We start from the raw sequence: 19,068 nt of genomic DNA on the forward strand, positions 1-19,068 counted from the left end.
GGGCGGCATGGAGTTCATGCTGGCGCGGCGCGGTCGCCGGCGGCACGCGACGACGGTGCCGGAGAGCGGGCTCACCGGGCCCGTCGACATTCCCGAACCGAAGCCGGAGGACCAGCCGAAGGACCTGCGTTCGCGGCTCAAGCGGGCGAGGACGTCCGTGGCAGGGACGGTTCGCGGCCTCCCGAAGGTCGTCAAGCTGACGTGGCAGGCCAGCCCGATCCTGACGATCCTCCTGGCGCTGATCACGCTGTTGTCCGGCCTTCTGCCGACCGTGACCGCGTACGTCGCGAAGCTGCTGCTCGACTCGGTCGTCGCGGCGATCCAGCACCGCGGCACGACGGCCGACATCGTGAACGTCGCGTTGTTCCAGTTCGGCGTGCTCGCCGCGACCGCGATCAGCAGCGCGATGACGTCGATCGCGCAGTCGCTGCTGCAGGAACGCATGACGCTGACCATCCGCCACCAGGTGATGGCGCACGCCAGCGAGCTGCACCTCGCGTACTTCGAGGGCTCGACGTCGTACGACATGCTGCGCCAAGCCGCGCAAGAAGCGCCGACGCGGCCGCTGTCGATGATGAACTCCGCGCTGGGGCTCGTCCGGACGCTCATCACGTTCGGCAGCATGGTCGCGCTGCTCGTCGCGATCAGCCCGCTGCTCGCGCTGGTCGCGCTGCTGGCGCCGATCCCGGCGTTCATCTCGCAGTCGAAGTACGGCTCGCGCGCGTTCTGGCTGACGTTCCTGATGTCGCCGATCAAGCGCCGGATGGATTATCTGTCCTCTTTGGTCACGACGGACACGTACGCCAAGGAGACGAAGCTGTTCGGGCTCGGCCCGTACTTCGTCGACCGGTTCCGCCGGCTCGGGCTCGTGTCGTACGAGCGGCAGCGGAAGCTGACGATCAACCGCAACATCAGTTCGACGTCCTGGGGGCTGCTGAGCACGTTCGCGGGCTCGGCGATCGCGCTGTACATCGCGCTGGAGGCGGTCGGCGGGCGGCTCACGCTCGGCGACCTGGCGCTGTACACAGCTGCGGCCACTTCGGTGCAGACGTCGGTGTCCGGGCTGTTCACGGCGTTTTCGGGGATGTACGAGAACAACCTGTACCTGGACACGCTGTACCGCTTCCTGGACACGAAGCCGGAGATCACGGCGCCTCCCACGCCCCGTCCTTTCCCGTCCACTGTGGAGGGTCACATCGAGTTCGAGTCGGTGACCTTCGCGTACCCGGGCGCGGAGGAGCCGGCGCTGGACAACGTCAGCTTCGAGATCCACCCGGGCGAGACGGTGGCGGTGGTGGGCCGCAACGGCGCGGGCAAGTCGACGCTGTTCAAGCTGCTCTGCCGGCTGTACGACCCGACCGGCGGCCGGATCCTGCTGGACGGCGTCGACATCCGCGAGTACGACCCGGTGGAGCTGCGAACGCGGATCAGCGCGATGTTCCAGGACTACGTGACGTACCAGGGAACGGCGGCGGAGAACATCGGCTTGGGCGATCTTTCGCGGTTGGAAGATCGGCCGCACATCGAGGACTCGGCCCGCCGAGCGGGCGCGGACGAGCGCATCGAGCGCCTGCCCAGCGGTTACGACAGCCCGTTGGGCCGCTGGTTCGACCAGGGCGTTTCGCTTTCCGGCGGTGAGTGGCAGAAGATCGCGCTCGCCCGGGCGTTCCAGCGGGAGGCGCCGCTGCTGATCCTGGACGAGCCGACGTCGGCATTGGACGCGCAGGCCGAGCACGACTTGTTCTCGAGGCTGCGCGAGCTGTCCGAGGGCCGGACGACGCTGTACATCTCGCACCGGTTCTCGACGGTGCGCCAGGCGGAGCGAATCCTCCTGCTGGACCACGGAAAGGTGGCGGAGTACGGGACGCACGAGGAGCTGATGGCGGCAAAGGCGGGGTATGCAGAGCTATTCACCCTCCAGGCGCGCGCGTACCTGGACGAGGTGCCGAGCTAGGGCGTCACGTAATGGCTGGGCAGCGAGGTGCCACCGCGCAGCTCGTTGCCCGGCCACGGGTGCGTCCGCCGATGTTCCTCGGCGTCGGCGATGGTCACGGTGTCGAGCACGCAGTCCGCGAGCTTGACCCCGTGGCCACTCCGGCCCAGCTCGATCCGGCACCGTTCGAACCGGCAGTTCTCGGCGAGCAGCGGCACCACGAAGGGCGGCTGGGCCTCGAGGCCGAGTGAGAGGTCGAGTTCGAGGTCCGCGAAGTCGCACCGGTCGAACACCACCCGGCCGAAGGTGAAGTCCAGCTTCGAGAAGTCGACGACGGGCGCCCGGAAGCGGCAGCGGAAGAAGGCGACTGACGAGGACCGCAGGTACCCATCGGCGAAATCGACCTTTTCGCCGGCGAACTCCGCACCGACGAATTCAGCGCCGTCGAACAGGACTTCGCCGCTGAACTTGCGGCGCGCGAAATCGGCGTTCTCGATGGTGATGCCGGTGAAGTCGAACGCGAGCGCGGACCAGGACAGTTCCCCGCTCAGGCGGGTGCGATCGCGGATCACGCGCAGGATCGCCTCCCGCACCTCGACCTCGCCGCCGGCTTCTTCGCGGGTGATCCGGAGGTAGCCGCACAGGACATCGACGCAGACCTGACGCTTGTCGGCCCAGTCGTCGGCGAGACCGGCCATGGCGTAGACCCCGGCCAGCCGGACGGCCGGGCTGTCGTGCGCGAGCTGCTCGGCCGCACTGCCGAACCGTTCGTTGAACTTCTGGACGACCTCGCGATCCGCCCGCTGGATGGCCAGGTCGTGCTCGTCTTCGGCGACGCGCTGCTTCCGGTAGTTGACGGCGAGCAGCACCACCCCACCGAACCCGGCGACGACCGAGAGGGCGATCTTCAGCAGGTCGAGCACCTGGGCGACGTCGAACTGGCCGGCGGCCGGCAGCCTCGGCCAGCCGAGGAACCAGAGCAGGCCGCCGCCGGTGGCACCGGCGACGACCAGGGCCACAGCCAACCAGCCGAGAACGGAGACGACCATCCCGCGCCGGCGGCGTTCCCGCTTCCGCCGCGTCCAGGTGAGCCCGGGGAAGAACGCCCGCCGCTGACGACGCCCGCGCCAGACCACGAGCAAGCCCGCGACCAGGCACAGCGCGATCAAGAGCCAGCGGAGCCAGTCGGACACGAGGGGTGAGACTAGCCGCTGCTCCGGGGGCCCGGGAGCAAATCGGACAGGTCGTTCGTTGACCCGGTATGGCTGTCGCGTTCCTGCTCTACGTCATCGCCGAGATCGCCGCGATCTGGGCGGTCGGCTCGGCCGTCGGCGTCCTCGGCACGCTGGGCCTCCTCCTGGCCGGCGCGTTCCTGGGCTCGTGGCTGGCCCGCCGCGAGGGCGGCAAGGCGATGCGGGCGTTCATGTCCGCGGCCCGCGCCGGGCAACCGGCGGAGAAGGAACTGACCGACGGGATGCTGGTCGCCCTCGGCGGGGTGTTGATCCTGGTCCCGGGCTTCGTGAGCGACGTCCTGGGGCTGCTGTTGATGCTCCCGCCGTCACGCGCGGTGGCGCGCCGGTGGTGGTTGCGGCGGATGGAGAAGCGGGCGGTCCGGTTCGCCAACCAGCGCCGTGGACCGGTGATGGTGGTGGACAGCGAGGTCGTGCCGCCGGGAGAGCCGCGCCGCGACCAGCCGACGGTCATCGAAGGCCGGGTCATCGAGGGCTAGTCACGAATGCACTGATCGGTGGTAGTCGATGAACTCATCATCGACCCTAACGGCGGACACCGACAGTTTGCTGTCACTGAGCCTGAACAGCTAGGCCGTGGTCGGTTTGGGGATGTCGAAGTAGCTCGAGAACCTCACCGCCGGGGCGTACTCGCCCTTCACCTTCACCCGGCCCGTTACGAACATCGCCGCCACCGCTGCGTTGCCCGTTGCCATCCTGATGAAGTCGTCCACCGACAGCGTGATCGTCGTGTCCGGGGTTCGGGACAGGTCCGTTGAGGAAACGCACACCCCGTCCTCGATCACCGTCTGGAAACGGTCGTAACCATCCTCGCCCGTTCCCTCGGAAAAGCGCCAAGAAACCACGAAATCCACGTGACGCGCGCGCTCGGGGGCGAAATGTTCGGACATTCGGCGGAAAATCTCGTCGAGGAACACCGCTCGCAGCTCTGGGTGGTCTGCGATCGCCTTCAGCTGGTCGCGGGACGCTCGGCGGACCACGTCCACCAGGACGTCCGTTGACAGCGAACTCAGCTCGATGCCCGCGCCGGCGGAGCCCAGCATGTGCAGGGTTTCCAGGACCTGGATGAACTGCGCGGGAGTCAGATTGGCGATGACCAGCTTGTCCGCGAACGCGTTGACCGCGTGGCCGGCGCGCACTCCGCGGGGCCGGGAAAGGCGCCACTTCGCTTTTCGGGGCACAGCGACGGACTATACGGGGTGCGGGAGGTCGAAGTATCCGATCAGGCCCGCCGCGAACGCCAAATCGCCCTTGACCTTGATTCTTCCCGTGACGAACAACACCGCCGGCGTCGCCTGGTGGGTGATGAGGCGGAAGAAGTCCGCCGGGGCGATGGTGATCGTGACTCGCGGGGCGGAGTGCATGTCCCTGCTCACCGTGCACGAGCCGTGGGAAATCACCGTCTCGTAGCGGTCGTAGCCGCCTTCGCCGATGCCGCCCGACAGGCGCCAGTGGACCACCGCGTGCAGGTCACGGGCCCGGTCCGGGCGGATGTGCGCGCCCATGCGGGCGAAGATCTCCTCCAGCACACGCTCACGCAGGGGGCGCTCCGCGACGACGCTCTCCAGCTGCGCGCGCGACGCCGAAGCCACCAGAGAGGCGAAACGCGCCGGGTCGACCTTGCTCAAGTCGAACGCCGGTGCGCGGGCGGCCAGCCTCAGGAGCGCGTTCAAGAGTCTTCGGAAGTCGTCCTTGCCGAGGTCGCGTGGGTTGACCGCGTCGGCGAGGGCGTTGACGTCGAGGGTGTGCGCCTCGGGGCTCAGCGGGTCGAGCCGCTCCAGGGCGTCCAGCAGCGCCGCCCCACGGAGTCCCGCGACCTGATCGGCGCTGGTCATCCCGGCGTTGTCGGCCATGGTCACTCCTCTGCTGTTACTCACGCGTAAGGCTACCCGCCAGTAGGTAGGCGGGCAAGCGTGCCGAAATCACCCTGCCGGGGCAGCGCCCGGTACCGTCTCTCGGCAGCAACAGGGAGGTCCAGCGTGTCAGAGGATGATCAGCGTCCGCCCGAACGGGCCAGGCGGCTGCCGCGCGCGGTGCGCGAGCGGCAGATCCTGGACGCCGCCGTCCAGGTTTTCTCGCGCCACGGCTACCACGCGGCCTCGATGGACGAGATCTCCGACGTCGCCGGCGTCTCGAAGCCGATGATCTACACCTACCTCGGGTCCAAAGAGGACCTGTTCGGTGCGTGCATCCGCCGCGAGGCGACGCGGCTGCTCGAGGCCATCCAGGCCGGCGTCCAGCCCGACCTGCCGCCGGACATGCAGCTCTGGCACGGCCTGCGGTCGTTCTACCGCTTCGTCGCGGAGTACCGCGAGTCGTGGACGGTGCTGCACCGCCAGGCCCTCACCGTCGGCGGGGCGTTCGCCGCGGAGGTCACCGACATGCGGGCGCGCGCGATCCAGCTGGTCGCGGCCCTGGTCGTGTCGGCGGGCACCCGCAAGGGCGTCGGCGAGCAGGCCGAGTTCTCCGGCGAAGGCCTGTCCGCGGCCTTGGTCGGGGCGGCCGAGTCGCTGGCCGACTGGGCCCTCGACCACCCCGACATCTCCGACGGCGTCCTGGCGTCCTGGCTGATGAACCTCGTCTGGCTGGGCTTCAACGACCTCATCGAGGGCGAGGTCTGGAAGCCGTCAGAGTGAGGTGATCGTGCCTTCCAGGTGGGGCTTCGACTTGCTCCACAGCTCGAACGCCCAGCCCTCCGGGGTGGCCCACGACGTGAAACCCGCCTTGGCCGGCAGCAGCACCGGCTGCTTGAACTTGACGTCGATCGTGAACGCCGCGGACAGCCGTCCTTCGAACGCGGCCAGTGCGTGGGCCTTCGTCCACATGCCGTGGGCGATCGCGCGCGGGAAGCCGAACAGGCGGGCCGTCAGCGGGTGCAGGTGGATCGGGTTGCGGTCGCCCGAGACCTCCGCGTAGCGGCGGCCGATGTCGCCCGGGACGCGCCAGAGCGCATCCGGTGTCGGCGGGGCCAGCTGCTCGCGACGCCCCGACGAGCCAGAAGAAGAACCGCGGCGCAGGTACGTGCTGACGTCGACCCACACCAGGTCGTCCCCGGCCCAAGCCTCGCTGACGACGTCGAACTGACGGCCCTTCTCGTGCGGGCGCAGGTTCTCCGCGCGCACCCGGATCGTCAACGCTTCACCCAGCCGCAGCGCGCGGTGCTGGGTGATCCGGTTCGCCACGTGCACCATGCCGAGCAGCGGGAACGGGAACCCCGGCTCGGTCATCAGCGCCATCTGCAGCGGGAACGCCAGCATGTGCGGGTACGTCGCCGGCAGCTCGTCGCTCAGCCGGAACCCGCAGACCGTGTTGTACGCGGCGAGGTGCGCCGGGTCGACGACGACACCCGTGCGCACCAGCTCGGTGTCGGGCAGCGACGAGCCCGTTTTGCGAAAACCGAGCAGTGCCTTCGGGTACAGCGTCGCCAGGCTCGGCGTGCTGTCGAGTTCGCGGATCACCACGTCAGGCCCCCAGCAGGGCCTGGCCGCAGACGCGGACCACGTTGCCGTTCACCGCGGCCGACGCCGGGTTCGCGTACCAGGCGATCGTCTCGGCGACGTCGACCGGCAGCCCGCCCTGGCCGAGGCTCGACAGCCGCCGGCCAGCCTCGCGGATGAACAGCGGGACCGCCGCCGTCATCTTGGTCTCGATGAAGCCTGGCGCGACGGCGTTGATCGTGCCGCCGTACGCCGCGAGCTGCGGCGCGCCGACGTTCACCATGCCGATCACGCCCGCCTTGGACGTCGCGTAGTTCGTCTGGCCGACGTTGCCGGCGATGCCCGCGATCGACGAGACACCGATGATCCGGCCGTTCTCGTTCAGCACGTGGTCGCCGAGCAGCTTGTCGTTCACCGCGAGCTGCGACGCGAGGTTGACGGCGATCACCGAGTCCCACGCGCTCTCGCTCATGTTGCCCAGCGTCTTGTCGCGGGTAATGCCCGCGTTGTGGACAACGACGTCGACGCCGCCGTGACGCTCCTTCAGGTACTCCGCGAGCTTCGCGGGCGCGCTCGGCGAAGTGATGTCGAGCTGCAGCGACGACCCGCCGATCTTGTTGGCCACCTTCGACAGGTCGCCGCCCTGGGCGGGGATGTCGAGCGCGACGACGTGCGCGCCGTCGCGGGCCAGCACCTCGGCGATCGCCGCGCCGATGCCGCGGGACGCGCCCGTGACCAGCGCGACCTTGCCGTCGAGGGGCTTCTCCCAGTTCGCCGGCGCCGAAGCCGTCTTGCCCTCGGCGCCGATCCGGATGACCTGCGCGTCGACGAACGCCGACTTCGCCGAGAGCAGGAAGCGCAGCGTCGACTCCGTCGCCTCTTCGGCGCCTTCGGCGACGTACACGAGCTGAGCCGTCGCGCCGCGCTTCAGCTCCTTGCCGACGGAGCGCACGAAGCCCTCGAGAGCGCGCTGCGCGATCCGCTCGCGGCCTTCGACCTGCTCCGGCGGCGTACCCAGGATGACGACCCGGCCGGACGGCCCGACGCTGCGGATCACCGGGTGGAAGAAGTCGTAGACCTCACGCAGGCGCGCAGGGTCGGTGACGCCGGTGGCGTCGAAGACGAGCGCCGCGTGCCGGTCGACCGCCGAGGTGACGACCTCGATGCCCGCGTCGGCGAGCTGGTCGCGAACGGTCTTCTCGAGCCGGCCACCAGGCGCGGCGCCGAGAAGTGCGGGACCCTCGAGGGCGGGTTGCCCGGGCTTGTACCGGCGGAGCGTGGCGGGGTTGGGCAGGCCGAGCTTCGGCACCACGAACTTCCCCACCGGGGTTTTCGTGAACTGCTGGTACCTGTCAGCCATCGGTTGCCTCCCGTGCAGTCTGCGTCACGTCGCAGTCTAACCTACTCCCGAGTAGGTTACAGTGTGAGAGAGCCGACCAGAGAGGTGGAGTCATGCCGCCCAGGAAAACGCCCGCCGTGCGCAAGGTCGCGATCATCGGCGGCAACCGGATCCCCTTCGCGCGGTCCAACGGGCCGTACGCGAAGGCGTCGAACCAGGACATGTTCACCGCCGCGCTCGACGGTCTGGTCAGCCGCTTCTCCCTGCAGGGCGAGGTGATCGGCGAGGTCGCGGCCGGCGCCGTGCTCAAGCACTCGAAGGACTTCAACCTGGCCCGCGAGAGCGTGCTGGGCAGCAAGCTCTCGCCCGCGACGCCCGCGGCCGACGTCCAGATGGCGTGCGGCACCGGCCTGCAGGCCATCGTCAACGTCGCCAACAAGATCGCGCTCGGCCAGATCGACTCGGCCATCGCCGGCGGCGTCGACACGACGAGCGACGCGCCGCTGGCCGTCAACGAAGACCTGCGCCAGATCCTCATCCAGCTCAACGCCGCGAAGACGCTCGGCGACCGCCTGATGCTCGTCGCGAAGATCCGGCCGGGCCACATCGTCCCGGCGATCCCGCGCAACGAGGAGCCGCGCACCGGCCTCTCGATGGGCGAGCACGCGGCGCTGACCGCGAAGATCTGGGAGATCACGCGCGAGGCGCAGGACGAGCTGGCCGCGAGCAGCCACCAGAAGCTCGCCGCCGCGTACGACCGCGGGTTCTTCGACGACCTCGTGACACCGTTCCTCAAGCTGGCGCGCGACCAGAACCTGCGCGCGGACTCGACCGCGGAGAAGCTCGCCAAGCTCAAGCCGGCGTTCGGCGGCCCGGACGGCACGATGACGGCGGGCAACTCGACGCCGCTGACCGACGGCGCGTCGACCGTCCTGCTCGCCACCGACGAGTGGGCGAAGGCGCACAAGCTGCCGGTGCTGGCGTACCTGACGTTCTCGCAGACCGCGGCCGTCGACTACGTCCACGGCGAAGAGGGCTTGCTGATGGCGCCCGCGTACGCCGTGCCGCGGATGCTCGCCCGCGCCGGGCTCTCGCTGCAGGACTTCGACTTCTACGAGATCCACGAGGCGTTCGCGTCGCAGGTGCTGGCCACGCTCAAGGCGTGGGAGGACCCGGCGTTCGCCAAGGAGAAGCTGGACCTGGACGAGCCGCTCGGCGCGATCGACCGGGCGAAGCTGAACGTCAACGGCTCGTCGCTGGCGGCCGGGCACCCGTTCGCCGCGACCGGCGGCCGGATCGTCGCGACGCTGGCGAAGCTGCTGCACGAGAAGGGGTCCGGCCGCGGCCTGATCTCGATCTGCGCGGCCGGCGGCCAGGGCGTCACCGCGATCCTGGAGAAGTAACCGGACGAAAAAGGGCCGCCCCTCGCTGGGGGCGGCCCTTTTCGCGTTCTAGTTGGGGAGCGCCTTCTGAGCCCGCTTGGCGAGCTTGTTCGCGCGCTTCTCGGCCTTGCGGCTCAGCTTCCCGGCCGCGGCGCTGACGTCCTTCGCGGCGTGACGCGCGCGCCAAGCCGCCGACGGCTTGCCGTGCGTGTCGCTGACCGCGAGCAGGAGGCCACCGGCCAAGCTCGCGTTCTTGAAGAACTGGATCTGCTGCTGCTGGCGCTCGCCCGGATCCTTGATGGTCCAGAAGCTGTGCGTCGAGAGCGTCGTCGGCACGAGACTGCCGAGCAGCAGCCCGGCCGCGAGCCGCGGGGCCTTGCCGGCCGCGAGCGCGAGACCGGCGCCGATCTTCACGGCGGCGTCGATGCGGACGAGCGTCACCGGATCGCGCGGGACCTGCGCCGGCACGACGTCGCCGACCTTCTCGAACGCGCTGTTGAGGAAGGGTTCCGCCGCCTTCGCGTGCCCTTCGGCGTGCCTCAGCGCATTGATTCCGCCCGTCACGAAGATCGTGGCGAGCAGGGGACGTGCCACTCGACGGAGTATCACGGTCGTTTGCCTTCCTCGTACGGGCCACTGCCTGGTCGAACCTACTCCGTGGGTGCCCGCTCGTCCCGCCGTCGAATCCTCATCGGGGTTTCTGCGGAAATATCGTGTCATTACTAGATTGGGCTATAAAGCTTTAGCGGTTGACCTTGACGCTGCGTCAACTTCTATCGTCGTCGGCATGGAGTGGTCGATCCAGGACCTCGCCCGCTCGGCGGGGACGACGAGCCGGACGCTGCGCCACTACGGCGCGGTCGGCTTGCTCGAGCCCAGCCGCGTCGGTGGCAACGGCTACCGCTACTACGACGAGCAGGCGCTCGTCCGGCTGCAGCGGATCCTGCTGCTGCGCGAACTGGGCCTCGGGCTCCCGGCGATCGCGGAGGTCCTCGACGGGCACCGCGACAGCGCCGCGGCGCTCGAGACGCACCTGGAGCTGCTCGAACAGGAGCGGCGGCGGATCGGCCGGCAGATCGAGTCGGTCCGGACCACTTTGCGGAAACTGAAGGGAGGTGAACGACTGATGGCAGAAGAAGTTTTCGACGGCTTCGACCACACGCAGTACGAGGAAGAGGTCACGCGCCGCTGGGGCGCGGACGCGTACCGGCGCGGTGACCAGTGGTGGAGTTCGTTGTCGGCCGACGAGAAGAAGGCCCACCAGCAGGAGCAGGTGGACATCGCGGCGGCGTTCGGCGCGGCTCACGCTTCGGGCGCGACGCCGGATTCGGACGAGGTCCAGGCGATCGCGCGGCGGCTGCACGAGTGGCTCCGGCCGGCGGTTTCGTCGGTGTCCGCGGGGTACTTCGCGGGGCTCGGGCAGCTGTACGTCGACGACCCGCGTTACGGGTTCGAAGGCGGCGGAGCGGAATTCGTCCGCGACGCGATGAAGATCTACGCGGAACGGAACCTCGGCGAGTAGTGCTACGTCGTAGTGCGCGCTGGGGGTAGGGACGAGCAGGGCTGCAGACCTGTTCGTCTCTATGTACGGCCATCCGGTCGAACTCCGGCGACACGCCCTAGCTGTCTATGGCGGAATATCGGGCTCGCGCTAGATACGTCGATAACTTGGCAGAGTGGACCCCATCCGCAACCCCTTCGCGCCGGGCGCCGGGCAGCGGCCGCCTGAGCTGGCCGGGCGCGAGCGTGAGCTCAAGGCCTTCGAGGTCGTGCTCGAACGGGTTGCGCGGGGGAGACCCGAACGCAGTCTCGTCCTCACCGGGCTGCGGGGCGTCGGGAAGACCGTCCTCCTCGGGGAGCTGCGGGCGATGGCCGTGCGGCACAAGTGGGGGGCCGGGAAGATCGAAGCCCGGCCGGACGCCGAGCTGCGGCGGCCGCTGTCGGCCGCGCTGCACCGGGCCATCCGGGACCTCGCCGTGCGGCACCGCGCTCCGGACCGCGTCGAAGAGGTGCTCGGCGTGCTCAAAGCCTTCGCCTTGCGGGCCAACAAGGCCGACGCCAAGCTGCGTGACCGCTGGCAGCCGGGCATCGACGTGCCCGCCGCGCAGGGGCGGGCCGACTCCGGGGACATCGAGATCGACCTCGTCGAGCTCTTCACCGACGTCGCCGAGCTGGCCGCGGACGTCGGGACCGGCGTCGCGCTGCTCATCGACGAGATCCAGGACCTGCAGCCCGACGACGTCTCCGCGCTGTGCGCCGCCTGTCACGAGCTCTCGCAGTCCGGGGCGCCGCTCGTCGTCGTCGGGGCCGGGCTGCCGCACGTGCCCGCCGTGCTCTCGGCGTCGAAGTCGTATTCCGAACGGCTCTTCCGGTACGCGCGGATCGACCGGCTCGACCGCGCGGACGCCGACTACGCCGTGATGGCGCCGATCGAGCGCGAGGACGCCGGCATCGAGCCGGAAGCCCTCGACGCGCTCTTCGACGCGTCCGGCGGCTACCCGTACTTCATCCAGGCCTACGGCAAGGCGGCCTGGGACGCGGCGCCGTCCGACCCGATCACCGTCAAGGACGTCCAGGTCGCCGCGCCCGAAGCCGAGTCCGAGCTGGCCGTCGGCTTCTTCGGCTCGCGCTACGACCGCGCGACGCCGGCCGAGCGCGAGTACCTGCAGGCGATGGCGTCGCTGACCCAGGGCCGCGACGAGCCGGCCGGCACCGCCGACGTCGCCGTGTTCCTCGGGCGGAAGCCGTCTTCGCTGTCGCCGGCGCGCGACAGCCTGATGAAGAAGGGCCTGGTCTACTCCGCCGAGCGGGGCCAGATCGCCTTCACCGTGCCGCACTTCGGCCACTACCTGCTCGGCCGCGACTGACCCTATCCACGTTCCTAAGGCTTTCTAGCTCCTGCGCTAGAGAGCCTTAGAAGCATGTAGCGGGTTGCGTCGCCGTGACCGCCGCCACCCCCGATCTCTCCGGCCCATACCCAAGTTTGCCGATGATTCATCGGCGAGTGCGCCAAGTCACCGGACATTCGTTGGATTCCTTGTGAAAAAAGGTGCATACTAGAGGCACAAGCCACCAAGACCCTCGAAGGGGATGCAGAACACGATGAACAACATCGCCGCCAAGCTCCGTGCCCGTCGCGCCGAGGTTCGCACTCGCCGGGCGCTGAACCGGGCGATCGACACCGCCGCGACCGCGACGGTCCGTCAGGAACTCATCGCGATCGCGCAGGCTCGCTCGGGCTACATGCGCTGACCCCTGTTTCACCCGTGGCAGTCACCCATTCGAGTGACCTATGCCACAAAGTGCTGAACGTGTAACGACACCCAAAGTGCTGTCGATACCCCCTACGACCCCGTGATGCTGGCGGACCCCCGACCTGGCAGCATCGCGGGGTTTCCCATGTCCCCGGTAAATCCCTTGCACGGGCCGACCTGTCGAGTAATCTTTGACTTCGTCAACGAACTTGTTGAGGTGGTCAATGAACGACGTGCAGCTGGCCGGCCGCGTGGCCGCGGTCCGGGCTTTCAACCGGCTCTACACCGGGGTCATCGGGGTGCTCGACGAAGGACCGGCCGACGCCGAGTACTCGCTGCCGGAAGCCCGCGTGCTCTTCGAGCTCGCGCACCAGGACCCGCTGCCGGTCACCGAGCTGCGCAAACGCCTCGACCTCGACGCCGGGTACGCCAGCAGGCTGCTCGCCCGGCTCGAATCGCGCGGGCTGATCGCGCGCGAACGGTCCGAGGAAGATGCCCGGCGCCAGCTCGTGCGCCCGACGGCCGCGGGCCGGGACGCGTTCGCCGTCCTGAACGCCCGGTCCACCGAACAGATCGGCGGGCTGCTGCGCCGGTTCGCCGACGAAGACCAGCAGCGGCTGCTGACGGCGATGCGCACGATCGGCGACCTGGTCGGCGACCGCCGTCGCGACCCGGCGCTCGTGCTGCGGCCGCCACGACCGGGTGACCTCGGCTGGGTGGTGGAACGCCACGGCGCGCTCTACGGCCGCGAGTACGGCTTCGGCGCCCGGTTCGAGGGACTGGTCGCCCGGATCGTCGCCGACTTCACCGAGAGCCACGAAGATCCGCGGCAGGCGTTCTGGATCGCCGAGCTCGACGAAGAACGCGTCGGCAGCATCGCGTGCACCCGCGGCCCGGACGAGGACACCGCGAAGCTGCGGCTGCTGCTGCTCGAGCCGTCGGCCCGGGGCCACGGTGTCGGCAAGCGGCTGGTCACCGAATGCGTCGAGTTCGCCCGCGCGCACGGCTACCGGGCGATGGAGCTGTCGACGGTCTCGATCTTGACCGCCGCGCGCTCGATCTACCGCGCGGCCGGCTTCGAGCTCGTCCGCGAAGAGGACTTCGACGACTGGGGCCCGAAGCTGACCGACGAGACCTGGCGCTTGGAGTTCTACCGCGGCACGCGGCCGAGCAGGTAGAACTCCGGGTTCGGGCGCAGCGCGGTCAGGTGGGCGAGGCGGTTCGACATCGCGAACAACGCCGTGATCGCGCCGACGTCCCAGATCTCGTCGTCGGTGAGGCCGGCGTCGCGCGCGGCTTCGAGGTCGCCTTCGCCGAACAACGCCGAGTCCTGGGCCAGGGCGAGCGCGAGGTCGACGATCGCGCGGCCGCGCTCGTCGAGCTCCACCTGCCACGGGTTGCTCGACACGCGGTCGGCCAGCTCGGGGTCCTTGGCGCGGATGCGCAGGATGGCCCCGTGCGCGACGACGCAGTAGGTGCAGTGGTTCGCGCCGGACGTGGCGACGACGACCAGCTCGCGCTCGGCCTTGGTCAGTCCGTCGGGGCGTTCCATCAGGGCGTCGTGGTAGTCGAGGAAGGCGCGCAGCTCGGCGGGCCGGTGGCCGAGGGCGCGGAAGATGTTCGGGACGAACCCGGACTTCTCGGCGATCGCGCCGACGCGCTCGCGCAGGTCGTAGGGCAGGTCTTCGAGTTCCGTCACCGGGAACCGGCTCACCGCGTCGCTCATGGGCTTCACGCTAGCCGTGGTTGGCTGTGTTCGTGACGGACTACGTCGACGGGTACTGCGAACGCGTCGGGCCCGGGCTCTGGGGTGAGCCGCTCAACGATCTCAGCAACCTCGCCTTCCTCGTGGCCGCCGTTCTCGTGTGGCGGCTGGCCGCGGGGAACCGGACCGGCCGGCTGCTCGCCGTGCTGATCGGGCTGGTTTTCGTCGCCAGCAGCGTCTTCCACCTGCTGGCGACGCGCTGGGCGGGCGCCGCGGACTCGCTGGCCATCCTCGTCTTCGTGCTGGTGTACGCCGTGGTGTTCGTACGGAGGTACTGGAGCCGGCGGTGGGCTTGGGTTGCCGTGCCGGGGTTTCTCGCGCTCACCGTGGTCACCGCGTTGCTGGGCGGCGGGCTTTACCTCGCGCCGCTGATCGGGCTGTTCGCCTTCGCCGCGGTGTTCGCCATCCAGCGTGACACCGCCTGGACGCGCTTCGCCGTCGCCGGCGCGGTGTTCGCGCTTTCCCTGTCCCTGCGCACGCTCGACCGGGACGTGTGCGACTACGTCCCGGTCGGCACGCACTTCCTCTGGCACCTGCTCAACGGCCTGGTGCTCTACCTCGTCTCCCGAGCGGCCATCCGTCCTTAGTGGACGCCGATCGGGCGGAGGTCCTTGTCGTTCTCGTCGGCGTGGTAGTCCTCGGCGTTGGTGTCGTCCGTGCCGTTGAACACCTTCATCTGGCGGGCGATCACCGTGACGATCACCGTGACCACCAGGTTGGCGACCAGCGCCACGAAGCCGACGTAGATCTGGACCGCCGAGCCCGCGAACGGGTGCCAGCCGAAGATCGACATGTTGCCCAGCGCCAGGGCCGAACCGCCGAAGTGCTGCTTGCCGTTGGCCGGGTTGGGGATGCCGTACAGCATGATCAGGCCCCAGCCGATGCCGACGACCCAGCCCGCGATCAGGCCCCAGCGGTGGAACCAGCGCGTGTACAGCGCCAGCGCGACCGCCGGCAGCGTCTGGAGGATCAGGACGCCGCCGATGAGCTGGAGGTCGATCGAGAACTGCGGATCGATCAGGATGATCACGGCCACCGCGCCGAGCTTCACGACCAGCGAAGCGAGCTTCGCCTGCTTCGCTTCTTCCTGCGGTGTCGCGTTCTTGCGGATGTACTCCTTGTAGATGTTGCGGGTCCACAGGTTGGCCGCGGCGATCGACATGATCGCGGCGGGCACCAGGGCGCCGATGCCGATCGCGGCAAACGCGATGCCGGCGAACCACGACGAGAACTGGCTGTCGAACAGCACCGGGACGATCGTGTTTCCGTCCGCCTTGCCGGTCGCCGCGTTCGTCAGCGGCTTGACGCCGGCGGTGATCGCCACGTACCCGAGCAGCGCCAGCAGGCCCAGCACCAGCGAGTACGCCGGCAGCGCGACCATGTTCCGCTTGATCACGTTGCGGCCGCGCGAGGCCAGCACGCTGGTCAGCGAGTGCGGGTACAGGAACAGCGCGAGCGCCGAACCCAAGGCCAGCGTCGCGTACTGCAGCTGGTTGTTGGCGGTCAGCAGGATCGAGCCGGCCGGCTTGCCGGTGGCCGGGGTCGGCGTGCCGAGCTTCTTCGCCGCCGCGTCGAAGATGTGCGACCAGCCGCCCAGCTTCGAGGGCAGGTAGATGATCGCCACCAGGATCACGATGTAGATCAGGATGTCCTTGACGAACGCGATCAGCGCGGGCGCCCGCAGGCCGGACTGGTAGGTGTAGAAGGCCAGGATGACGAAGGCGACCAGCAGCGGCAGGTGGCCGACGATGCCGGAGCCGTTGATGCCCATCGTCCGCAGCACGGCTTCGAGGCCGACCAGCTGCAGCGCGATGTACGGCATGGTCGCGACGATGCCGGTGATCGCCACCAGCAGCGCGAGGATCGGCGAGCCGAAGCGGCCGCGCACGAAGTCGGCCGGAGTCACGTAGCCGCGGACCCGCGAGACCGACCACATCCGCAGCGCCGGGAGCAACACGATCGGGTAGACGACGATCGTGTACGGCAGCGCGTAGAGGCCGAGCGCGCCGGCGCTGAACACCAGCGCGGGCACCGCGACGAACGTGTACGCCGTGTAGAGGTCACCGCCGAGCAGGAACCAGGTGATCCACGAGCCGAACTTGCGGCCGCCGAGGCCCCATTCGTCCAGGTGGTCCAGCGTGCTGCCGCGCTGCCAGCGCGACGCCATGAAGCCGAGGACCGTCACCAGCGCGAACAGGATCGTGAAGATGATCAGCTCGGGCCACTGCAGGTTGCTCATCGAGCTTCCCCCTCATCCAGGTCCTCGACGCTCAGCCGGTCCGGCGCGTCAACGGTCGGCTTCTCCCGCGTCATCAGGTAGACGATCCAAGTGCTGAGCACCCCGACCGCCACCATGAGGAACTGGAACCAGTAGAAGAACGGCATCCCGAACAACCGCGGACCGTCCATGTTGAACAGTGGCGTGACCAGGACCAGCAGCGGGACGATCAGGAGCAGGTTCCACGGGTTGAACCGCAGCCCGCGCACCTTCCCGTCGTGCTTCACAGTCGACATCGGACCTCACCTAACACTCCCGTAACCGACCGCCTGACCTTAGAACCTGGGTGACAGGGAGTCACGTCTGTCCGATATCGATTTGATCGCCGCGATCGGCGATGCCGACCAACGTCGGTTGCCCCGCCCCCACCCGGCCTATAGGAATAGCCGGACTCGCACGCGAAAACCCGATAAGGGGCAACCGTATGACACGACTCCGCTACGCGGTGGTGATCCCGGCCATCGCCGGCACCCTGCTGGCCGGGTTCACCCCTGCGTTCGCAGGCCAGGATGCCGCGGCCGGCAAGCAGCCGCTGAACTCCACGAACATCCCGCCGCAGTACGCGAACCAGAAGCTGGACTGGCACAAGTGCGCCGTCCCCGCCGAGCTGCCGACGGCCCCGCCCGCGGGCGCCGAGGACATGGAGTGCGCGACCTACAAGACGCCGCGCAACTGGTACCAGGCGAACGCCCAGATCGACCTGACCATCGCGGTCAGCCGGCTGAAGGCGACCAAGGACGCGACGGCCAGCGTCGTCACCAACCCGGGCGGCCCGGGGGCGCCCGGGCGCAACTTCCCGGCCCGCCTGCGCAACCAGCCCAAGCTGCGCGAGCACCAGGAGATCGTCGGGTTCGACCCGCGCGGCACCGGCAAGAGCACGAACATCACGTGCGGTGGCGCCATCGGCACCGGCTCGGACCTCGACCCGCGTGACCGCAGCAAGCAGAACCTGAACCTGATCCTCCAGGCGACGAAGTACGCGGCGCTGTCCTGCCAGCAGAAGTCCGGCGAGCTGGGCCCGCTGATCAACACCGACCAGACGGTCAAGGACATCGACCTGCTGCGCGTGCTGCTCGGCCGCGACAAGATCAACTGGGTCGGCTACTCGGCGGGCACGTGGATGGGCGCGCACTACGCGCAGGCCTACCCGACGCGCACCGGCCGGTTCGTCCTCGACTCCTCGACGGAGTTCACGACGACCTGGCAGAAGTCGTTCGACTGGCAGCCGCTCGGCTTCGAGCGCCGCTGGCGGCAGGACTTCCTCCCGTGGATGGCGAAGTACGACAAGCTCTACCACTTCGGCACCACCGGCGAGGCCGCCCGCCAGACCTACGAGCAGGTTCGCTACGCCCTGACCCAGGGCGCGGTCACCCTGCCCGACGGCTCGACCGTCTCGGCCAACGGCCTGGACTCCTTCATCGCGTCGAGCATCTACTCGAAGCGTTCGTTCCCGGGCCTGGCCGACTACCTGGTCAGCGTCCGCACGCTGACCCAGGGCACCGCGTCCGCGCAGGCCAAGACGTCGGCCGCGCAGAAGGTCAAGGCCGCCGACAAGAGCACCGAGACCTCCGGCGCGCAGCCGCTGATGGTCCCGACCGACGGCGACGCCTACGACGCCTCGTTCTGGACGATCCCGTGCAACGAGGGTCCGTGGACCGGCTCGACCCAGAGCGCCATCAAGCAGTCGCAGAAGCTGATCGACCAGCAGCTGCCCCTGCTCGGCGCGGGCTGGTTCATCCAGCCGTGCCTGTTCTGGAAGAAGCCGCCGGCCCCGCTGCCGGTGCTCGACGGCAAGGGCGTCCCGCCGGTGCTGATCGTCGAGTCGGAGCACGACCCGGCGACGCCGATCGAGGGCGCGCGGCGCGCGCACAAGGCGTTCGACAACTCGCGGATGCTGACGATCACCGGTGAGGGTGACCACGGCATCTACGCCGGCGGCAACGCGGGTGTGGACAAGGTCGTGGAGGCCTACCTGGTCGACGGCGTCGTGCCGAACGACCAGAGCCTGCCCGGCATGCCACTTCCGGTGCCCGCGGGCGCCTGAAGGCACTAGATGTGGTGGGGCCCCGCCGAACTCCGGTTCGGCGGGGCCTTTTCCACACCTGTGCACAGAGTTGTCCACCACCTGTGGACAACTCTGGTATTAGTATTGGCGCCATGGTGCGGGTACCGCTAACGGACGAAGAGCGCGAACGGGGCGAACGCCTCGGCCAAGCGCTGCGAGCGGCGCGGGCCGGCCGGAGCATGGTCGACGTCGCCGCGGAGGCCGGGATTTCGGTCGAGACGCTCCGCAAGATCGAGACCGGGCGGATCCCGACCCCGGCGTTCTTCACGGTCACGGCCATCGCGGACGCCGTGGGCCTGCCGCTGGACGAGCTGCGCGCGGCGGTCGCGGCCACGGCGTCACCACCGCTTTCCCAGGCGAGCTGA

General features: G+C 69.1%; 20 protein-coding genes. 11 read left to right on the plus strand and 9 right to left on the minus strand.

Annotation, left to right across the window (positions count from 1 at the left end):
* Nucleotides 1-7 precede the first annotated feature (7 nt).
* Complete coding sequence (locus ACIRSS_RS20965; protein ID WP_400897127.1) at nucleotides 8-1,954, plus strand: ABC transporter ATP-binding protein; 1,947 nt, start codon at nucleotides 8-10, stop codon at nucleotides 1,952-1,954.
* Here the strand turns inward: ACIRSS_RS20965 and ACIRSS_RS20970 are convergent.
* Nucleotides 1,951-3,126: a hypothetical protein gene (locus ACIRSS_RS20970; protein ID WP_400897128.1), complete on the minus strand. Its 1,176-nt coding sequence runs from the start codon at nucleotides 3,124-3,126 to the stop codon at nucleotides 1,951-1,953. The genes ACIRSS_RS20965 and ACIRSS_RS20970 overlap by 4 nt on opposite strands.
* 68 nt (nucleotides 3,127-3,194) lie before the next feature.
* Between ACIRSS_RS20970 and ACIRSS_RS20975 the strand changes: the two genes are divergently transcribed.
* Complete coding sequence (locus ACIRSS_RS20975) at nucleotides 3,195-3,662, plus strand: FxsA family protein (RefSeq protein ID WP_400897130.1); 468 nt, start codon at nucleotides 3,195-3,197, stop codon at nucleotides 3,660-3,662.
* A 90-nt stretch (nucleotides 3,663-3,752) separates the two neighbouring features.
* On the opposite strand, the gene ACIRSS_RS20980 is transcribed toward ACIRSS_RS20975, so the two are convergent.
* Nucleotides 3,753-4,364: an SCP2 sterol-binding domain-containing protein gene (locus ACIRSS_RS20980; protein ID WP_400897132.1), complete on the minus strand. Its 612-nt coding sequence runs from the start codon at nucleotides 4,362-4,364 to the stop codon at nucleotides 3,753-3,755.
* A 9-nt stretch (nucleotides 4,365-4,373) separates the two neighbouring features.
* Nucleotides 4,374-5,036, minus strand: coding sequence for an SCP2 sterol-binding domain-containing protein (locus ACIRSS_RS20985; RefSeq protein WP_400897134.1), 663 nt, complete (start codon nucleotides 5,034-5,036; stop codon nucleotides 4,374-4,376).
* Between the two features lie 126 nt (nucleotides 5,037-5,162).
* On the opposite strand from ACIRSS_RS20985, the gene ACIRSS_RS20990 reads away from it, so the two are divergent.
* Nucleotides 5,163-5,819: a TetR/AcrR family transcriptional regulator gene (locus tag ACIRSS_RS20990; protein ID WP_400897136.1), complete on the plus strand. Its 657-nt coding sequence runs from the start codon at nucleotides 5,163-5,165 to the stop codon at nucleotides 5,817-5,819.
* Here the strand turns inward: ACIRSS_RS20990 and ACIRSS_RS20995 are convergent.
* Together ACIRSS_RS20995 and ACIRSS_RS21000 are read right to left on the minus strand one after the other, a co-directional pair.
* Complete coding sequence (locus ACIRSS_RS20995) at nucleotides 5,811-6,644, minus strand: MaoC family dehydratase (RefSeq protein ID WP_400897138.1); 834 nt, start codon at nucleotides 6,642-6,644, stop codon at nucleotides 5,811-5,813. The genes ACIRSS_RS20990 and ACIRSS_RS20995 overlap by 9 nt on opposite strands.
* A gap of 1 nt (nucleotide 6,645) precedes the next feature.
* On the minus strand, nucleotides 6,646-7,980 hold the full coding sequence (locus ACIRSS_RS21000) for a 3-oxoacyl-ACP reductase (protein WP_400897140.1): 1,335 nt from the start codon (nucleotides 7,978-7,980) through the stop codon (nucleotides 6,646-6,648).
* 92 nt (nucleotides 7,981-8,072) lie between these two features.
* Here ACIRSS_RS21000 and ACIRSS_RS21005 point away from each other — a divergent pair, with 92 nt between their 5' ends.
* Entirely contained in the window at nucleotides 8,073-9,362 is a 1,290-nt protein-coding gene (locus ACIRSS_RS21005) for an acetyl-CoA C-acetyltransferase (protein ID WP_400897142.1), read from the plus strand.
* A 48-nt stretch (nucleotides 9,363-9,410) separates the two neighbouring features.
* Here the strand turns inward: ACIRSS_RS21005 and ACIRSS_RS21010 are convergent, their stop codons facing one another.
* A complete protein-coding gene (locus tag ACIRSS_RS21010) occupies nucleotides 9,411-9,950 on the minus strand; it encodes a DoxX family membrane protein (RefSeq protein WP_400897144.1) in 540 nt (179 codons plus the stop codon).
* Between the two features lie 178 nt (nucleotides 9,951-10,128).
* Between ACIRSS_RS21010 and ACIRSS_RS21015 the strand changes: the two genes are divergently transcribed.
* From ACIRSS_RS21015 to ACIRSS_RS21030, 4 genes are all read left to right on the plus strand, one after another.
* Nucleotides 10,129-10,863 carry a MerR family transcriptional regulator gene (locus ACIRSS_RS21015; RefSeq protein ID WP_400897146.1) on the plus strand — a complete coding sequence of 245 codons (735 nt, stop codon included), beginning with the start codon at nucleotides 10,129-10,131 and terminating at the stop codon, nucleotides 10,861-10,863.
* Between the two features lie 154 nt (nucleotides 10,864-11,017).
* Nucleotides 11,018-12,208, plus strand: a complete 1,191-nt coding sequence (locus ACIRSS_RS21020) for an AAA family ATPase (RefSeq protein WP_400897148.1) — start codon at nucleotides 11,018-11,020, stop codon at nucleotides 12,206-12,208.
* 223 nt (nucleotides 12,209-12,431) lie between these two features.
* Nucleotides 12,432-12,593: a hypothetical protein gene (locus ACIRSS_RS21025; protein ID WP_400897613.1), complete on the plus strand. Its 162-nt coding sequence runs from the start codon at nucleotides 12,432-12,434 to the stop codon at nucleotides 12,591-12,593.
* A 226-nt stretch (nucleotides 12,594-12,819) separates the two neighbouring features.
* On the plus strand, nucleotides 12,820-13,773 hold the full coding sequence (locus ACIRSS_RS21030) for a GNAT family N-acetyltransferase (protein ID WP_400897150.1): 954 nt from the start codon (nucleotides 12,820-12,822) through the stop codon (nucleotides 13,771-13,773).
* Here the strand turns inward: ACIRSS_RS21030 and ACIRSS_RS21035 are convergent.
* Nucleotides 13,746-14,321: a peroxidase-related enzyme gene (locus ACIRSS_RS21035; protein WP_400897152.1), complete on the minus strand. Its 576-nt coding sequence runs from the start codon at nucleotides 14,319-14,321 to the stop codon at nucleotides 13,746-13,748. The two genes, ACIRSS_RS21030 and ACIRSS_RS21035, sit on opposite strands and share 28 nt — an antisense overlap.
* A 32-nt stretch (nucleotides 14,322-14,353) precedes the next feature.
* On the opposite strand from ACIRSS_RS21035, the gene ACIRSS_RS21040 reads away from it, so the two are divergent.
* On the plus strand, nucleotides 14,354-14,947 hold the full coding sequence (locus tag ACIRSS_RS21040) for a hypothetical protein (RefSeq protein WP_400897154.1): 594 nt from the start codon (nucleotides 14,354-14,356) through the stop codon (nucleotides 14,945-14,947).
* Here the strand turns inward: ACIRSS_RS21040 and mctP are convergent.
* The gene (gene mctP, locus ACIRSS_RS21045) at nucleotides 14,944-16,599 is read right to left on the minus strand and encodes a monocarboxylate uptake permease MctP (protein WP_400897156.1); all 1,656 of its coding nucleotides are present in this window, start codon (nucleotides 16,597-16,599) and stop codon (nucleotides 14,944-14,946) included. The two genes, ACIRSS_RS21040 and mctP, sit on opposite strands and share 4 nt — an antisense overlap.
* On the minus strand, nucleotides 16,596-16,874 hold the full coding sequence (locus tag ACIRSS_RS21050) for a DUF3311 domain-containing protein (protein ID WP_400897157.1): 279 nt from the start codon (nucleotides 16,872-16,874) through the stop codon (nucleotides 16,596-16,598). The genes mctP and ACIRSS_RS21050 overlap by 4 nt, the downstream gene beginning before the upstream one ends.
* A gap of 188 nt (nucleotides 16,875-17,062) precedes the next feature.
* On the opposite strand from ACIRSS_RS21050, the gene ACIRSS_RS21055 reads away from it, so the two are divergent.
* Nucleotides 17,063-18,682 carry an alpha/beta hydrolase gene (locus tag ACIRSS_RS21055; protein ID WP_400897159.1) on the plus strand — a complete coding sequence of 540 codons (1,620 nt, stop codon included), beginning with the start codon at nucleotides 17,063-17,065 and terminating at the stop codon, nucleotides 18,680-18,682.
* A gap of 113 nt (nucleotides 18,683-18,795) precedes the next feature.
* Nucleotides 18,796-19,068 carry a helix-turn-helix domain-containing protein gene (locus tag ACIRSS_RS21060; protein ID WP_400897161.1) on the plus strand — a complete coding sequence of 91 codons (273 nt, stop codon included), beginning with the start codon at nucleotides 18,796-18,798 and terminating at the stop codon, nucleotides 19,066-19,068.

The organism is Amycolatopsis sp. NPDC101161 (assembly GCF_044768185.1).
Classification (GTDB): Bacteria; Actinomycetota; Actinomycetes; order Mycobacteriales; family Pseudonocardiaceae; genus Amycolatopsis.

What these genes read in the sequence shown, in the direction of transcription:
- ACIRSS_RS20965 (WP_400897127.1), top strand. Translation starts at nt 8, where the DNA reads ATGGAGTTCATGCTGGCGCGGCGCGGTCGCCGGCGGCACGCGACGACG.
- ACIRSS_RS20975 (WP_400897130.1), top strand. Translation starts at nt 3,195, where the DNA reads ATGGCTGTCGCGTTCCTGCTCTACGTCATCGCCGAGATCGCCGCGATC.
- ACIRSS_RS20985 (WP_400897134.1), bottom strand. Translation starts at nt 5,036, where the DNA reads ATGGCCGACAACGCCGGGATGACCAGCGCCGATCAGGTCGCGGGACTC.
- ACIRSS_RS21000 (WP_400897140.1), bottom strand. Translation starts at nt 7,980, where the DNA reads ATGGCTGACAGGTACCAGCAGTTCACGAAAACCCCGGTGGGGAAGTTC.
- ACIRSS_RS21005 (WP_400897142.1), top strand. Translation starts at nt 8,073, where the DNA reads ATGCCGCCCAGGAAAACGCCCGCCGTGCGCAAGGTCGCGATCATCGGC.
- ACIRSS_RS21015 (WP_400897146.1), top strand. Translation starts at nt 10,129, where the DNA reads ATGGAGTGGTCGATCCAGGACCTCGCCCGCTCGGCGGGGACGACGAGC.
- ACIRSS_RS21025 (WP_400897613.1), top strand. Translation starts at nt 12,432, where the DNA reads ATGCAGAACACGATGAACAACATCGCCGCCAAGCTCCGTGCCCGTCGC.
- ACIRSS_RS21030 (WP_400897150.1), top strand. Translation starts at nt 12,820, where the DNA reads ATGAACGACGTGCAGCTGGCCGGCCGCGTGGCCGCGGTCCGGGCTTTC.
- ACIRSS_RS21035 (WP_400897152.1), bottom strand. Translation starts at nt 14,321, where the DNA reads ATGAGCGACGCGGTGAGCCGGTTCCCGGTGACGGAACTCGAAGACCTG.
- mctP (WP_400897156.1), bottom strand. Translation starts at nt 16,599, where the DNA reads ATGAGCAACCTGCAGTGGCCCGAGCTGATCATCTTCACGATCCTGTTC.
- ACIRSS_RS21050 (WP_400897157.1), bottom strand. Translation starts at nt 16,874, where the DNA reads ATGTCGACTGTGAAGCACGACGGGAAGGTGCGCGGGCTGCGGTTCAAC.
- ACIRSS_RS21055 (WP_400897159.1), top strand. Translation starts at nt 17,063, where the DNA reads ATGACACGACTCCGCTACGCGGTGGTGATCCCGGCCATCGCCGGCACC.
- ACIRSS_RS21060 (WP_400897161.1), top strand. Translation starts at nt 18,796, where the DNA reads ATGGTGCGGGTACCGCTAACGGACGAAGAGCGCGAACGGGGCGAACGC.